The organism is Roseisalinus antarcticus, assembly GCF_900172355.1.
In the GTDB taxonomy this organism is placed as follows: domain Bacteria; phylum Pseudomonadota; class Alphaproteobacteria; order Rhodobacterales; family Rhodobacteraceae; genus Oceanicola; species Oceanicola antarcticus_A.
In genome coordinates, this window is record NZ_FWFZ01000054.1 from 1 (window position 1) to 14,540 (window position 14,540).

General features: G+C 61.5%; 14 protein-coding genes and 1 pseudogene. 9 read left to right on the plus strand and 6 right to left on the minus strand.

Annotation, left to right across the window (positions count from 1 at the left end):
* Positions 1-1,531: 1,531 nt before the first annotated feature.
* Genes ROA7023_RS25905 through ROA7023_RS21770 form a run of 4 tightly spaced genes read right to left on the minus strand, consistent with a single transcriptional unit; the run spans position 1,532 to position 4,477 of the window.
* Complete coding sequence (locus ROA7023_RS25905; protein ID WP_085881082.1) at positions 1,532-2,005, minus strand: type II CBASS E2 protein; 474 nt, start codon at positions 2,003-2,005, stop codon at positions 1,532-1,534.
* On the minus strand, positions 2,002-3,204 hold the full coding sequence (locus ROA7023_RS21760) for a nucleotidyltransferase domain-containing protein (RefSeq protein ID WP_085881083.1): 1,203 nt from the start codon (positions 3,202-3,204) through the stop codon (positions 2,002-2,004). The genes ROA7023_RS25905 and ROA7023_RS21760 overlap by 4 nt, the downstream gene beginning before the upstream one ends.
* On the minus strand, positions 3,201-4,226 hold the full coding sequence (locus tag ROA7023_RS21765) for a CBASS cGAMP-activated phospholipase (RefSeq protein ID WP_234992396.1): 1,026 nt from the start codon (positions 4,224-4,226) through the stop codon (positions 3,201-3,203). Before ROA7023_RS21765 ends, ROA7023_RS21760 begins: the two co-directional genes overlap by 4 nt.
* A gap of 26 nt (positions 4,227-4,252) precedes the next feature.
* Complete coding sequence (locus ROA7023_RS21770; RefSeq protein ID WP_085881085.1) at positions 4,253-4,477, minus strand: DUF2188 domain-containing protein; 225 nt, start codon at positions 4,475-4,477, stop codon at positions 4,253-4,255.
* A 155-nt stretch (positions 4,478-4,632) separates the two neighbouring features.
* On the opposite strand from ROA7023_RS21770, the gene ROA7023_RS21775 reads away from it, so the two are divergent.
* Both ROA7023_RS21775 and ROA7023_RS21780 read left to right on the plus strand, forming a co-directional pair.
* Positions 4,633-5,664, plus strand: a complete 1,032-nt coding sequence (locus ROA7023_RS21775; protein WP_234992397.1) for a helix-turn-helix domain-containing protein — start codon at positions 4,633-4,635, stop codon at positions 5,662-5,664.
* Positions 5,661-6,170: a PIN domain-containing protein gene (locus ROA7023_RS21780; RefSeq protein WP_085881087.1), complete on the plus strand. Its 510-nt coding sequence runs from the start codon at positions 5,661-5,663 to the stop codon at positions 6,168-6,170. The genes ROA7023_RS21775 and ROA7023_RS21780 overlap by 4 nt, the downstream gene beginning before the upstream one ends.
* A gap of 195 nt (positions 6,171-6,365) precedes the next feature.
* Here ROA7023_RS21780 and ROA7023_RS21785 read toward each other — a convergent pair whose 3' ends face one another.
* Entirely contained in the window at positions 6,366-7,358 is a 993-nt protein-coding gene (locus ROA7023_RS21785) for a helix-turn-helix transcriptional regulator (protein WP_159458637.1), read from the minus strand.
* 244 nt (positions 7,359-7,602) lie between these two features.
* On the opposite strand from ROA7023_RS21785, the gene ROA7023_RS21790 reads away from it, so the two are divergent.
* The gene (locus ROA7023_RS21790; protein ID WP_085881089.1) at positions 7,603-8,199 is read left to right on the plus strand and encodes a hypothetical protein; all 597 of its coding nucleotides are present in this window, start codon (positions 7,603-7,605) and stop codon (positions 8,197-8,199) included.
* Positions 8,200-8,213: 14 nt separating this feature from the next.
* Here the strand turns inward: ROA7023_RS21790 and ROA7023_RS21795 are convergent, their stop codons facing one another.
* Positions 8,214-9,467 carry a tyrosine-type recombinase/integrase gene (locus ROA7023_RS21795; RefSeq protein WP_085881090.1) on the minus strand — a complete coding sequence of 418 codons (1,254 nt, stop codon included), beginning with the start codon at positions 9,465-9,467 and terminating at the stop codon, positions 8,214-8,216.
* Between the two features lie 843 nt (positions 9,468-10,310).
* Here ROA7023_RS21795 and ROA7023_RS21805 point away from each other — a divergent pair.
* From ROA7023_RS21805 to ROA7023_RS21825, 6 genes and pseudogenes are all read left to right on the plus strand, one after another.
* Positions 10,311-10,580 (plus strand): hypothetical protein, encoded by a 270-nt coding sequence (locus tag ROA7023_RS21805; RefSeq protein WP_085881092.1) that lies wholly within the window; start codon positions 10,311-10,313, stop codon positions 10,578-10,580.
* Positions 10,577-11,002, plus strand: coding sequence for a VRR-NUC domain-containing protein (locus ROA7023_RS21810; RefSeq protein WP_085881093.1), 426 nt, complete (start codon positions 10,577-10,579; stop codon positions 11,000-11,002). The genes ROA7023_RS21805 and ROA7023_RS21810 overlap by 4 nt, the downstream gene beginning before the upstream one ends.
* Positions 10,999-12,048: a helix-turn-helix domain-containing protein gene (locus ROA7023_RS21815; RefSeq protein ID WP_085881094.1), complete on the plus strand. Its 1,050-nt coding sequence runs from the start codon at positions 10,999-11,001 to the stop codon at positions 12,046-12,048. The genes ROA7023_RS21810 and ROA7023_RS21815 overlap by 4 nt, the downstream gene beginning before the upstream one ends.
* 71 nt (positions 12,049-12,119) lie before the next feature.
* Positions 12,120-12,512: pseudogene (locus ROA7023_RS25365) on the plus strand (DNA cytosine methyltransferase); the annotation flags it as partial.
* Between the two features lie 52 nt (positions 12,513-12,564).
* Positions 12,565-13,311: a DNA methyltransferase gene (locus ROA7023_RS25370; RefSeq protein WP_234992399.1), complete on the plus strand. Its 747-nt coding sequence runs from the start codon at positions 12,565-12,567 to the stop codon at positions 13,309-13,311.
* Positions 13,308-13,967 carry a hypothetical protein gene (locus tag ROA7023_RS21825; protein WP_085881096.1) on the plus strand — a complete coding sequence of 220 codons (660 nt, stop codon included), beginning with the start codon at positions 13,308-13,310 and terminating at the stop codon, positions 13,965-13,967. Before ROA7023_RS25370 ends, ROA7023_RS21825 begins: the two co-directional genes overlap by 4 nt.
* The last annotated feature ends 573 nt before the right edge of the window (positions 13,968-14,540 follow it).

Genomic DNA, 14,540 nt, shown 5'->3' on the forward strand with positions numbered 1-14,540 from the left:
CAACATGTCCTACCTGATCGCGGGAAAGCTCAGCCACCTGCCAGCCTCACACTCCCGCACAACATCTGGGGCCGTTCTCGAATGATCGACCCACAGCCCACCCACATGAAACGCGAAATAGCCCAAAGTGAAGAACGCCAGCGAAACGATGGAAATTCTCGAGACCGCAGCGTGAAACCAAAAGACCGAAGTCGCGAACAATGTGCGGAACCACCGATGAACTTGGGAAGCAAATGGACGGGCATTGAGGCTGAGGCGGTTTTCAGAGTTCGGCGCGACCTTCCGCACATGGTCATATAGCGCAGGATACATGCGCTCCTGGCGGAGATGGTAGGCGCCCAAAGCCAAGAACGTCAGCGTCGGAAGAAGTCCTGCCGCCATTGCAAGTGCTGACTCGGCTCCCCTGACGTCCAATAGGAAAAGCGCAGCGACCAGCCTTGCTGACTAGCTCTTCCGCATGAACGAGGTGCTGGCATGGCGCTCGACCACGTCCAGAATGAACTCCAAATGCTTTGGTAGATCGTCTCTATCAGCCGTCACTGTGCAATTACCGGTCCTTTATGCCGAAATAATCGGCTAATCTGTATCTTGGACAGACCAACCCCGCAACATGTAGCGTCGTTGGACAGCGTTAGTCTGAAAAGGCAGCGTCATATGGACCGCGAAGGGGATGACAGGGACAAGCATCGTAGACCGCTCCGCGAACATCAGCCCTGTCCCGTGTCGCATTGGTGTTGCACGGAGGAACCGGGGATGGACGTAAGAGTTTGTCGTCTTTGGGGAACGTGCTGAACGGGTTTGCGACACGCCAAAAACACAAAAGCCGCCCTGAGGGCGGCCTAAGCGTTTGATATCGTTTGTAATTTTGGTTGCGGGAGTAGGATTTGAACCTACGACCTTCAGGTTATGAGCCTATAATTCAACGATTCCAATAACTAAGCAAAACCAATTTCTTACCCGATAAGCCTTTGATTTCATGAACTTTCGATCCTGACATTGACCGATATTGGCCTGTTTCCACCAACAAAACCCCTAGCAAAATGACATACGCTCGTTGACATGGCGTTGACATGAACTTTCCCAGTCTACCCAAAGATGATCGCATAGCATAGCATCGCCCCGCGGACCTTTTGCCTCCCGACCGGCGCGCACCGCTCATTCCAAGAGAAGCAGTTGTTCAAGCTCGGCGCAGCGAAATCTCGCTTCCATCCGCGTTGCTGACGGTCGTACCGAGCGCAGTATTTATTGCTCCATCGACGTGGCGGGCGGACTCCGGACCTCCGCCGTAGCTACGAACCGGTCATGCGTCGGAGGCGAAAGCCAACATTCAACCTATGGCGCACGCGGGCATCACTCCGCGCTGCCGAGGGTCGGCTGTGAGCCCTCATTGCCAATTCGCCGGGTCGCGGCGAACGGCCGCTCCCGCGATCAGCCACGAACGTGCCGAAACAAGTTGAGTTGTGCCCCGGGGTTCTGACCGGCTAACATGATGCAGACGCTGAAGTGCTCAACGAGGGACAGAAACCACCCTTTAGGACCGGACCACCGCCCTGCGCAGCGCCCGGCTTCCAACATGTTCTGGTTCGTCAGCGGGGTGTCGCCCTTCACCTTTCCAGTCGTCAGACCAAAGCCAATCCTCGAAATAGTAGAGCCAGAGGTAGGTCCACGGAATGACTGTCTGGTCGATCCGCTTTCGTGCCTCCCACTCACGGGTTCTCGGAAGATAGAGGCAAAGACGCAGCGGATCCCTATAGACATGAGGCAAAGGTCGCCCGTCTGCCAGTAGTTCAAGGTCCGGATCGTCTATCTGAACGTCGGGCATTTGACCCGGTCGATACGTGACGGTGGCAAGATAGGAGCGCGCCAAGGCGGTCGGCTGTATGGGCACTTGCCATGTCAGCTTGTTTGCGCGGACCGTGCCCCCACCTCCGATTGCCGGGTTGGCTTTCAGAAACAGCAGTTGCTGTGACAGGGTCAGGTCCTGATTTCGGCCGGATCCCTTCATTGGTCGCCGAAGAACGTGTTGGCGGGAACGGCCGTTGATGCGGCGACCTGTGATGTCGTCAACCCGATCAGCGGTGCGACGGAAAGCAGGCCTGATTTGCGGCCATCCGACACCGCATTGATGCGGTTTCCGAGAACCCGTCCGGTGACAACGGGGCCGAACGAACGCTCCATGTTCACAGACAAACAGTCCTGACCAACCGAATCACGAAGAGCCTCGAAGTCGGACAAGGCTCGTGCGTGCCACGCGTAGAATGCCGGAGCGCGGCGCGCATCCTTGTTCCAGTTGTCCGCGAAATTTTCCCCGTCGGTTGTCTCGTTCAGGATGGCATAACCCTGTCGTCCGTCCAGAATGGGGCGCTCGATGAAGTGCGGCATCATCCGGATCGTTTCGACCACCACATCCATCTCGTCCTCGAAGACATGCCGCCGTACGCAATACGCATAAGCCTGCATCGCGAGCGTGGTGATGATGATCGAAATCGGGGCGACGTCTTCCGTGTTGTCTTCATAGAAAACGTCCCGGTGCCGTTTGAGCAATTGGACGATGCGGCGAAGGATGCCCTTCACTGCTTCTCTAACGGGGAACGGCTCTACCGTCGCCTCATCCCGCTGCATAGCGATGAGCTTGCCTGCAAAGGTGGGGCGGAGTGCAGCACGCTCATCGAACAGGATCTTGTAGGCCCGCGGGTTTGTCGGATGCCACGCCTTCAAGGCCCGGTCGGGCACCAGTTCACCCCGGTTGAAGCAGGCCGGGTTCGCGATGGTCGGGGACAGGTCGAGGTGGAAATCCCCCGCATAGTTAAGACGCCAGCAGCGCTTCTTTTCTTCGAGAAGCCGCACGTAGGTCGCGTGTTCCTTCAACCGGTTGCCAACCGCGGCCTTCAGGACCGCCGGGGAGATGCCGGACGCGATACCTGCACAAAAGCAGATGAGATCGACATCGAATTCCCGGCGCCCTATCGGTTTCACGGCCGTTCCGAGCGCGCTGGACCCGTGAAGGTAGACCATGACGCTGACCAGCAGCGGATCGGTCGATCCCGACAACCAGTCCCCGACCGCACCATAGCTCTGGCGGGCACGTTCAAACTGGGCTTCAGTGAGATCCAGATCCTCGCCGATCTCGTCCAATATGGTGAATATCTGCGTGCGCCGACGAATATCGTTGTCGGTCAGCGGCTGTCGCAACATCTGGTTCATGCCGCATTCTCCTTGAGTTGATGGACCGGCACGAAGGCATCGGCGGGTTTTGTAAAAAAGATCGGGGTCAGGTGGGGCTTCGCCTTTCGGGCTTCCGACATGCCGAGGCCCTTGAGGCGGCCGATCTTCTTGGTGTCGTCCAAAGTGAAAAACCCACTCGGGACGGACGGCGAAACGCGGTAGATGCGATCCCCGTCGTAAGGGTGACCCGTCAGGAGCTTTGCCATGCCGAGGGCGCCGTGTGACTGCCCATCCGAGTAGAGGTTGAGGACTTTGAGGCCGAGCCCTGCAAGCCCCGGGCTTTCGGGCAGCATGTAGACCTCATCCAGGCATCCCAGGCTCAGAATGCGCAGGTCTGACGGATGCCACCCCAGAAGGGTGATGGCTTCGACGACGGCTATAGCCGTGGGGTTGTTGGCCCATGTCCCACCATCGGTCAGGCCGATGTCATCGACCGTGCTATGGCGCTTGAAATATGTCGGCGCGGCCGCCGTGGCCAGAGCGGCATCCAAGGCAGTCTTGCGATAATCGGTTTGCAGGCGAGTGTGATGCGCGGTCTTGTAAATATAGGGGCTGCGGAGATCGGCATCCCATGCCGGGATCACCAGCCGGGTCTGTGATTGCCCGATCAGATCGTCGTTCAGGACGGCCCTCAACTCCCGGGCAAGAATTGCCGCATCGTGCTTTGGTCCGACAGCGTGCCGTCCCGTAGCGGTGAGGGTGCGCCAGGCCTTCCGCATCCAGCCCGGCGCCTCATCATCCGCATTGTCCTGGCCGAAGATGACAGGCCCGCGACGCTCGTAAAGCTCCAGCAGCTCCTTTGCCGTGCGACCGAGGCCAAGGCCCAGTGCGATGATGCCACCAGTCGACGTGCCGGCGATGAGATCAAAATAGCGCCCTATGGGCTCGCCCAGATTCTCCTCGAGCCCCGCGAGGAAGGCAGCAGGCATCGTGCCCTTGATCCCGCCCCCATCGATGGAGAGGATACGACGTATCTGCCTGTTGTTCCCGCTGCTGCTCATCCGGATGTCCATCTCGCCTTTACCGTTCAGCCCTTCGGCGGATACGGGTCCTTGCCATAGGTGTTGCGCTCACGGATGCGACCGTTTTCGCCGTGGATCAGCATTTCGCTGCCCTGACGGATCACGGTTTCGCGGGCCGCGCCGATCGCCTCTCTTTGCGTGACGTGGACGGAAGTGACGCGCTCATTGCCAGCGCCCCTGACCGCCCAGCCACTCGAATGCGGAACAACATGTTGATTTTTCTTGCTCATTTTGGTCGTTTTACCCCCAATTCCATTGACGATTCGTCAACCTTGTGTTTATATATATACCAAGATACGGCGTTTATCAACCGCCACAAAGTCGATGGGAGGGAACCATGTTCGGACAAAGGCTCAGGCTTGCCCGCAAGCAGGCAGGATTATCCATGCAGGCGCTTGCAGAGAGCGTGACTCCTGGCGTTTCAGCGCAGGCCATCAGCAAATACGAGGCGGACAAGATGATGCCGTCTTCGGGTGTGCTGGTCGGCCTGAGCAAGTCTCTCGGGGTGTCGCTGGACTTCCTGATGGGCGGTCAGGTGGAGGCGCTTCAGTCCCTTGAATGGCGCAAAACCTCCAACGCTTCCGCACAGGATCGCGCCAAGGCTGAAGCCGTCGTGATCGGGAAGCTGGAAGACTATCTCGCCATTGAGGACATTCTTGACCTTCACTCTTCGGATGACCCTTTCGCGGAAATCCGGGTCGACCATGTCGAGAGCGATGTCGCCCTCGACAAAAAGGCGATGGAAGTTCGCGCGAAATGGCAGTTGGGGATAGATCCGATCCCCAGCATGACCGTGCTGCTCGAGGACAAGGGGTTGAAGGTCATCGAGACCGATCTGCCGGAACGGATCAACGGCATGGCATGCCATGTCGAGCGGGCAAATCGCCCACCAACCGAAGTGATCGTTGTCGCGCGCCAGACCAATGTCGAGCGCAAGCGATTCAACCTTGCACACGAGCTGGCACATCGGATCATCGACGGGACCGGCAATCCATCGATCCGCCTGGAGCCTGCGATGAACCGCTTCGCAGGGGCTTTTCTGATACCTGCTGAGCACCTCACCGCCATGACCGGTGAACACCCGCGTGGCGTCACCTATCACGAGATCATGCGGCTCAAGCAGACCTATGGCGTTTCAGCTGCCGCGATGCTGATGCGGCTTCGCCAGGTCGGTGTCCTGTCAGAAGCGGCCGTAGAATATGCCTTCAAGACCTACGCCCGCAAATGGCGAACCGTTGAACCCGAGCCGATCGAAGAGGGAGAAGGGTTTGCGGCGTTCGAGGCCCCTCAGCGATTTCAGCGTCTGGTCTGGCGTGCCCTTGGTGAAGAGCTGATTTCCCCGGTCCGTGCGGCGCAGATGCTTGGCCTGCCCCTGAACATCATCGAACGCGAAATCCGGGGGCCGCGCGAACATTGACCTGCATTGTCGTCAACGATGCTTCATGCCTGATCGACCTCCGCAAGGGGCGGTTGCTTCATGTCCTTCTGCGGCTGCCCTACCGGTTCGTCGTGCCCTTGCCGATCCGCGTGGAAGAGCTGCTCGACTTCACACCACAGGAATGGCGCATGCTCGAGGATGGAGGCCTGGCGACATATGACCTGCCCGGTGATGAGGTCGCCCAAGTGTTTGCAATCAAGCGGGAGCACAGCGGTCTTTCGGCGAACGACTGCTTTGCATTGGTGACCGCCAGTTGTCACGAGAACGGGATTCTGCTGACAGGCGACGCGAACCTCCGGAAAGTTGCCGTAGCGCGCAATGTGCGAGTGCATGGCGTGCTCTGGATCATTGACGAATTGCGTGCGGCCGGCGCCTGCGAAGCCGATCTGCTGATCTCGGCCCTTAAGCTTTGGCGGGATGACAGCGCTGTGTTCCTACCCCCAACCGAAATCGAAAACCGTCTGAGCCATCTTCGCGGCTCCTGACATCGTAACGGCTCCGATGGCCATTTGGCCCAGCCCGGTTCTGAAACGACGGTTTTTGGCGTCAGGGCGACCGACCGCTGCTGCGAGATCCTGCGGATGTATTATTGCGACACCGTATGTCGTACCCCGACCTGCCCCGAACATCCGGTCTCCGACATTGCCACCCAGCCTTGTCCGCGTGCAGGGCCCTTTGCCTCATGGCAGCACGGTGATCCTGCCGTTCTGAAAACCCGCCAGCATCTCCCTCAGCGCGGTCGGCTCGACCACTTCGACCGCGTCGCCCCACTTGTAGAGATGCCAAGCCATCTCGACGAGGCCGCTGGCTTCGAAGGAGACGATCAGCCCGCCATCGTCCTGCTCGACCATCTCCTGATTCGGGTGGAACGCGAACTCGCGCGCGGTCGCCGCAGCGGTCGGGCTGAATCGCCATACGACCTGGGAGACCTCTGCATCCGAATGGAACGACCCGAAGGATTGCGCGGCGTATGCCTCCAGGTCGAAGTCCTTGTCCTTCTCGAACCATTCGATGGTGATCTCAGCCTTCGCTATGCGATCCAGACGAAACCGGCGCAGACGCGCGTCCTTGGCAATGTTGCGTGCGATCAGGTAGTGGCGCGTTCCGAGAAGGAGGCCGTAAGGTTCGACGAGACGCCGGCGCGGCTTGGCATCCTGCGCGCCCTGATACCAGACGATCAGCCGGAAGGGCCCTTTCAGCGCCGCGGCGACGATGTTCATCACGGTCGGCGAGGTTTTCACTTTCGGGCCGGGACGGCAGGCGTAGCCCTTGGCTTCGAGGATCGCCTCGGCATCCGCCTCCGCCCGGCGCGCATGGGGCGAGGGCAGCGTGGCCACCAGGCGGTCGCGCAGGGCGATCAACGCCTCCACATCCAGATGCGCGCCTTCCCGCTCCGCCCGTCTGATGCTCATTTCGAGCGCGACCAGCTCTCGGTCGTACACGCCCTGCATGCCGATCATGGTCGTGTCGCGGAGCTTCCACCACCGGCGTCGATCGCTATCGACATCATGGTCAAGGCTTGGAAACGCATCCTTCAGGGCGGAGACCATGCGCTGGGCGGTACGCTCGTTCACACGGAATTCCTGCGCAATGTCCTTCACGCTGACGCCGCGATGGCGCGAAGCCGACATGCGCGCGAGTTTCAGCAAGTCCTGCGCCTTCTGGAATGACATGGCCCCTCCTATCCCCGACAGTTTATGACGTAATGCCTGCGATATACTACACCCGAGGGCGATTCGCCTTATGGTTGCTGATTGATTGGAGAATTTGACTGGTGCCTCTGTGGCGCCCCGCTCAAGGCGTGCCTCCATCGATCTCGTGCCTGGACGTCTCCGCCCTCGCATCGGCGCCTAGGGCGGCGCACCACCTGCTCCTGGTGGCGAGCCGCCTCCACACAGAACGAGAATTGGAGTCAGAATGGCACTACCACCCAGAGCGTTTTTCACCCTGCACGAAACCGCCTCACGTTGGGGCTGCACCATTGCCGACATCGCGGGCTGGGCCACCGAGGGCAAACTGGACCTCTTCACCGGCATTCCCCTAGCGATTTGCGGGACCGACAGGGTTTCCGGCAAGATCACCATCTCGCCGATGGACATGCTGCCCCTCTTTCGCCGAAGCGGGGCCGGACCGACTGCCATCAAACTTCTGCGGATGAAACCCGAGCATTCAGACGACTGGTCCTATGTCACCGATCCAGCCGACGGCGTCGAGGTGTCGATCGCAGATCTGTTGATCAGCGGTCAGGATGTGCTTCGGTTCGAGGACGAACATGATCTGCTGCGCCGCATCGGGGGCGGCACTGGCTCTCTGTCGCCCTACGACTGGGAAGGCATGTACGTCACCATGATCAAGCGCATTCACGAACAGGGTCTCCCTGCCACACAGACAGAGCTTATCGGGGAGTTGCAGGATTGGTTTGCCGATGTGGCCGAGAACGGCGAAGTGCCTGACGAGAGCACGATCCGGCGCCGGTTGCGCCCGTTCTGGCGGGCGTTGCGCAAGGAAAGCTGAAAGTCTGGACCGCCTCAGCCGCGCTTTGCATCCGCATCATGAACGACCTTCGGGCGTGGCCGAAACATTCCGGCCACGGCATCCACCCCGGCGCGCAGGGGCGAGTCCATCAGATGCGCATAGCGCAAGGTCGTCTGCATCTGGCTGTGGCCGAGCAGCTTGCCGATCATTTCCAGTGATGCCCCGCCACTGACCAATAGCGACGCGAATGTGTGGCGCAGATCGTGGATGCGGACATCGGGCAGGTTCGCCTCCCGCTGCACATTGATCCAGAAGCGGCGGATTTCCTTGACGGGCTGGCCGGGCACATCGCCGGGAAACAGCCATCGACTACGCTTGGGGACCACCAGAGACCGTTGACGCACGATGGCCGCGACATCGGCCGAGATCGGCACCCGGTGCACCTTGCGCTGCTTGGTGGTCGTCGCCGGTTTCGACCAGATCCCGCGCTCGAGGTTGAACTGTTCGAACTGCGCCTGACGCACCTCGCCCACGCGGGCGCCGGTCAGCATGCAGATCCGGATGATGCTGGCGGCGCGCTGGTCCTCGGCCGCGTCGAGCACCTCGGCCAGCCTGCCGATTTCCTCGTGCGTCAGGAACCGCTCACGCGCGGTCTCGACGCGCTTCTTGAACCCAGAGGCAGGATTGTCGGTGCGCCAGCCCCACTGGATGGCGAGGTTGAACATCTTGCGCAGCACCTCGCCGACGCGATTGGCGCGGACCGGCGTGGGCTTTTTCCCCTGCAGCTTGCGCGCACGGTTGTTGGGTTTCTTCTTGCTAGGTCGCGCCCGGCCCTCGGCTATGATGTTCAGAAGCTTTGCCACATCATACGGTGTGATCTCTGTCACCAGCTTGTTGGCCCAATGGGGTGCCACCAGCTTGGTCAGGACCGAACGCTGATCGGCAGCGCTCAAGGGGGCCAGTGTCGACGCATGCTCGACGAGATAGCGGTCGATCATGTCCTTGAACCTCGGGGCTTCGCGCAACTCGCTGCGTTCGCCCAGCGGATCGAAGCCCTCGTCGATCTGACGGCGCAACTCGCGCGCCCGCTCGCGAGCGGCCGTCACGCTCCATTCCGGCCAGCGCCCGATCACCATGCGGCGCTGGCGCCCTGCGAAGCGATAGTCGAGTACGAAGGATCGCTCACCAGAACGCAGGACGCGGATGGACAGTCCACGGATCTCGGTGTCGAAGACTTGGTAATCCCGATCCTCTTCCGGGATCTGCTCACGCACCGTTTTGTCGTTTAATCGCAATCGTTTGACCATGCTCGCACCTCCGGCTGCGCATCACACAGGCGTAGATGCGCAGGCTTATCAAGCGAAGCATGCGGCCCGGTCCGGCACATAGGCGGTGACCGGCATTGATGGGCCGGATCGCTGCCGGTCATTGAAATGACGGGAGAAATCGGTCGGGCCCGCAAATCGCGTGGCGTCACTGCCTGGCAGAATCGGTGCGCGGGATCATCGCGCGACCGGCGCCAGAGCCGTCGGAACGGAGCGATGCTGCGCCAAATGCGCATGAATTCTGTAAATCCCGTTTGAAATCAATGACCGGCAAGTGTCCGGACCCCTTGCCGGTTGGTCCGATCCGTGCGGATACCTGCCAAAGCCCGCGAAACGCAGCAAAATCCTGTAAATCAGCCAAGCAATGCTACCCGTCATCAGGCGCAACGCGGAAAGCGTGCCCGAGTCTCCGCCGAGATCAACCTGCAGCGCAGCACCAATCCTCCGAAAATATCAACGATATCAATGACCGGCAAGCTTCCGGCGCATCACCGCCGGTCACTGCCTTCCCGCCACCCTTTCGGCTCTGCGTTTCTGAAGCCCTGAACTCCGTCCGTGTCGGGCGCTGAACGGGAGAGACCAGATGACAGAAACGGGAACATCCCCACGACCCGCCAAGGCGGGCCTCCTGAGCGGCTGGATCAGCCGTCTCGATCTCGCTCTCGAGCTCGGGGTCACCGTCGAAACCCTGCGCCGTTGGGAGTTGCTGCGGTTCGGTCCACCCTGCGTGCGGGCCGGGCGGAAGATCTACTATCGTCGCGATGCCGTGCAGGACTGGCTCATGCAGCAAGAAGCCCCTGCTCCCAAGCGTGCGGGGGCACGTCGATGAGCATCCCCACGCCCTTCCGCAAATGCAGCCGACGTGACGAGGTCCGCCAGGATTGGATCGACGAGCGCCTGCGCGAGGCGCGCATCGTCGTGGCCGATGTCGTGCATCATTCCGACAATCTGCTGCGGCTGGCCTGCAATGTGCTGGTCCAGCATGGCGAGACACCGGAGGAGCGCGAAGATGCGCGGATCCTGCTGGTCGTTCTCGATGCCAGATCCACAGGGCGTTCAGGTCGCACGCGATCAGATCCGGAGGATCAGCGATGAAGCGGCGCGGCACACCAGAGGCTGACCTGCAGCGCGCGGTGGTGCAGGCGCTGCGCTTCGCCCTGCCGAAGACGGCGATCATCCATCACTGCGCCAACGAGGTGACCGAGCCGGGCCCGCGCGGCGCGAAACGCCAGGCAATCCTCGTCGGCATGGGCGTCCATCCCGGCTTCGCCGATCTCATCGTGCTCTGCGACGGACGTGTTCTGTTCCTTGAGCTAAAATCGCTCAAGGGCAGGCTCAGCCCATCGCAGGAGACTTTTCGGGACGCCGTTCAAACGCAGGGCCACGGCTGGGCGCTGGTGCGCAGCCTCGATGACGCGCTGGGCGCGTTGGTAGATCATGGGTTCGTGACGCGTGTGGTTCACCGGGATGCAGCCCAACGCCAAATCGCCAGGCCCGCGCGGAGGACCGCGCCATGAGTCACGAGGCCACAAACTGGGCAATCAAGCAGCGCGGGCTGAAGCCGACGACCAAGATCGTGCTCTGGCACCTATGCGACCGGTTCAACCCGGATTACGGCTGCTTCCCCTCCCAGGACCGGCTGGCAGAGGACTGCGAGATCAGCAGATCGACGCTGAACACGCATCTTGGGCAGCTCGAGGCAGCCGGGCTTCTGCGCCGTGTCCCGCGCCTGCATCCCGTCACCAAGCGTCAGATGCCCACCCGCTACATTCTGGGCTTCGAGCCGGGCTTTACACCACATGATCCCGACCCGTGTCCGGAAGCCGGACACGGCCCTTTGCCTTTCGACGAAGAGCCTGAAAAGGAGCCCGATTTTGAGCCTGAACCCGTCAATCTGCCCGAGCCGTGTCTGATTTCCGGACACGGGTCCAAGAGCCGAGCCGTGTCTGATTTTCCTGTCGACCCGTGTCCGGAAAATGCCGAAAGCCGTGTCCGGAATCCGGACACTAACCCTGTAAGGGAACCTCTAAGTAAACCAGTAAAGGAGGAGGAGGACGCGAGCGCGCGCGAGGCGATCTCCGAGGATTTCTTCGGGGCGCTGCTCAAGGCGCTGGGCCTCGATCCCGCAACCCTCCCCGGATGGTGGCAAGGCTGGCCGCCGCGCGAGCATGTCCGGCGCTGGCGCGACGATCTGGGTCTCGACGAGAAAGCGATCCTCGCGGTGGCCGAGGCTTCGCGACATGACCATCCCGAACCGCCCGACGGGCCCAAGGCGCTCGACCGCGCCATGGCGCGCGCTGCCCAGCGCCTTAAGCAGATCGGTGCGCCGATTGCTGCGAAAAGCCCGGTCAGTGGCAGCGGCGACGGCCGATGCGAAACCCGGTGCCGAAAGCGCAAAGCTAGCCCAAGGCCCAGCGACGACGAACTCGCGGCCTTCTACGCGGACCTCGTCAACTCCGACCGCTTCCTGCCGCCCAGCACGATCAGCAACACCATGCGCGAGGCGATGCTGACGCGCGGGCTGGTGACAATCGAGCGCCTGCGGATCCGAGGGGTGCTGTGAATGGCATGGTGTCACGTCCCCGGCACGGATTGTCCCTCTGCGCAGGCGGCGGAGGCCTTGATCTGGGCCTCATGCTCGCCGAGCCCGGCTATCACACCCGCGCATTTGTCGAATGGGATGACTGGCCCCGAACTGTGCTCATCGCCGCCCAGCGCGCAGGGTATTTCGCCCCAGCACCGATCTGGGATGATCTGCGCAGCTTCGATGCCCGGCCCTTCCGCGGTGCCTTCGACATCGTCCTCGCCGGATATCCCTGCCAGCCCTTCAGCGCCGCCGGAAAGCGCGGTGGCGCCGATGACCCGAGACACCTCTGGCCAGACGTTGCCGGTGTCGTCGCCGAATGCCGCCCAGAGTGGGTCTTCCTCGAAAACGTCCCCGGCCACGTTACCCTCGGCTTGGAGACCGTCCTGCGAGAGCTTTGGGGATTGGGCTACACGCCTGCGGCGGGTCTGTTCAGCGCGGCAGAGGTTGGCGCGCCGCACCAACGGCAGCGGATCTTCATCCTGGCCCACACCGATGAGCCTGCATCCCGGCACGGATCGCTACAATCCGGCGGGCAACAGCGACTTCACCCGAAAGGCAGAAGCGCTGGCGCTGGGCATCACGAACTGGTCGACGCCCAAGGCGACGGATGGCGCGAAGGGTGGGCCGGGCCAGAGCTATGGCTCGGGCGGGAGGCCGCCGCTGCCAGCGCAAGCCGCGCAATGGCAAACGCCGGTGGCGGACGATCAGGTCGACCGGCTGCGCGGCAAGATCAACAGCCGGGGCGAGCCGAAGCTGAGCGCGCAGGCGATCCAGTGGCCGACACCGGCCGCGCAGAACTGGAAGGGATCGAGCGCGGCCAGCGTGACGCGGGCCGATGGCAAATCCCGGATGGATATCCTGCACTATCGGGCCGAGCAGGGATTCATCCACCCGGTCCCGGAGATCGCACAAGATGGACAGAAATCCTCGCCGCACGCCCCGATCTCGCGCCCGCTCTGGGCCTATCTGATTGCCTCGCATGGGCGGGTCGTCTCGCGGCGCATCCTGAAAGCCCGGGCACGGCGGCGGCTGAACCCACTCTTCGTCGGATGGCTGATGGGCTGGCCCATCGGGCACGCGCTCTGCGCCTGCTCGGCAACGGAGTTCACCCACTGGCAGCAGCACATGCGTGGCGCACTCTCGCAGCTGCCCATGGCCTCAGGCCCGTGGATCTGGCGGCCGAGCGAGGGGACGGAGAGCCCAGCGCAGATGAACCTCTTTGAAGGATTGCTGCCATGAGCATGCAGGGACGGATTGGTCGGGCTGGCGGGACAAGGGTGAAACGCGCGCTGGGCGTGCAGGCGGCGCTGGAATGGGCGTTCCGGGTCGAGAAGGCACAGCTGGAACTGCCACCGCCGAAGGATGTGGTGGAAGAAGGCTTTGGGTTTGGCTTGGAATATGTCCTGATGCAGCGTGCCGCGCTGGGCTGCAAGGTCGATGGTGGCCAACACAAAATGGGCAGCGACACCCATGCGGATGCAGAGGTGATTGCAGCCACTGTCGCCGGGATGCCCGACACCATTGGAGGCAAGCGCATGGCGATCCGCGCGGTTGAACTGGCTCGCGCAGGCCTGACCCCGGACTGGATGCCCGGTGCCGTACCGCGCTGTGTGCCAGTTGATATCAAGCGCAATCGGCACGGTGATCGCGCCGTCAGCGTGGTTGTTGGCACCGAGCGTGCCTTGATCAAAGGGAAATGGCGCAGCGTGGAGGTTCGCGCTTGTCCGGTGACGTTCAGACCAGATGCCCGGCAAATTGAGGCCGCGCGTCAGGCTTATGAAGATTGGTGGCAAGCGTTGTGCTGGGTGCGCGAAGGGCTAATCGCAGGTGGAATGCTGCGGGAGATCGAGTTGACTGGATCTCTGCCAAAGTTGCGGCCGTGGGGAGATCGCTAAAACTGTCACGAAGGGCGGGAAGCGGGAATTCGCCGCAAGTGCGAGCAACCCATTCAGTTTTGAAGGTAGCAGACGTTCAAAACAGGTCGAAATCGAGAGTCTCGCTGCAGTGCCGCAAGGCGGCTTGGAGCCCTCTTTACCGAATGCCGTCCCGCAGCATTTTGCATGAGCGGAAAATCCAACCTGTCATAGACGGCCTAGAGCGGACCTTGGCCGGGATCATCGACGCTGCGGTGCAGCTTCCCGAAAGCCGACTTTGGCGAGGTAGGGCAGCATTTTGGTTGGCCAGACGGCAACTAAGCGGACTTGGACGAAACCGCTCTCGCGGTATTGGCGCTTGTGCATGTCATCGTGCCGGGTGGCGGGCTGATCGACGTACATCTAAGAACACACGCCAGCACCTCCCCCCACAAGATGCGCGGCAAATACCGCAGTGCTATCTATGTCCTGAATCGGTGACCTAACCCCTGCCAACCCATTTTACGGCCTCGATTTTCACAATGCCGCCGCAAAATCTCGTAGACGTCCCTGTCTAATCTCGTCGTTACACTAAACAGGCCCACATGCAGGGTT

Bases quoted from the DNA above. Each gene is read 5' to 3' on its own strand.
- ROA7023_RS25905 (WP_085881082.1), bottom strand. From the start codon at position 2,005: ATGAAGGGATCCGGCCGAAATCAGGACCTGACCCTGTCACAGCAACTG.
- ROA7023_RS21760 (WP_085881083.1), bottom strand. From the start codon at position 3,204: ATGAACCAGATGTTGCGACAGCCGCTGACCGACAACGATATTCGTCGG.
- ROA7023_RS21765 (WP_234992396.1), bottom strand. From the start codon at position 4,226: ATGAGCAGCAGCGGGAACAACAGGCAGATACGTCGTATCCTCTCCATC.
- ROA7023_RS21770 (WP_085881085.1), bottom strand. From the start codon at position 4,477: ATGAGCAAGAAAAATCAACATGTTGTTCCGCATTCGAGTGGCTGGGCG.
- ROA7023_RS21775 (WP_234992397.1), top strand. From the start codon at position 4,633: ATGCAGGCGCTTGCAGAGAGCGTGACTCCTGGCGTTTCAGCGCAGGCC.
- ROA7023_RS21785 (WP_159458637.1), bottom strand. From the start codon at position 7,358: ATGTCATTCCAGAAGGCGCAGGACTTGCTGAAACTCGCGCGCATGTCG.
- ROA7023_RS21790 (WP_085881089.1), top strand. From the start codon at position 7,603: ATGGCACTACCACCCAGAGCGTTTTTCACCCTGCACGAAACCGCCTCA.
- ROA7023_RS21795 (WP_085881090.1), bottom strand. From the start codon at position 9,467: ATGGTCAAACGATTGCGATTAAACGACAAAACGGTGCGTGAGCAGATC.
- ROA7023_RS21805 (WP_085881092.1), top strand. From the start codon at position 10,311: ATGAGCATCCCCACGCCCTTCCGCAAATGCAGCCGACGTGACGAGGTC.
- ROA7023_RS21810 (WP_085881093.1), top strand. From the start codon at position 10,577: ATGAAGCGGCGCGGCACACCAGAGGCTGACCTGCAGCGCGCGGTGGTG.
- ROA7023_RS21815 (WP_085881094.1), top strand. From the start codon at position 10,999: ATGAGTCACGAGGCCACAAACTGGGCAATCAAGCAGCGCGGGCTGAAG.
- ROA7023_RS25370 (WP_234992399.1), top strand. From the start codon at position 12,565: ATGAGCCTGCATCCCGGCACGGATCGCTACAATCCGGCGGGCAACAGC.
- ROA7023_RS21825 (WP_085881096.1), top strand. From the start codon at position 13,308: ATGAGCATGCAGGGACGGATTGGTCGGGCTGGCGGGACAAGGGTGAAA.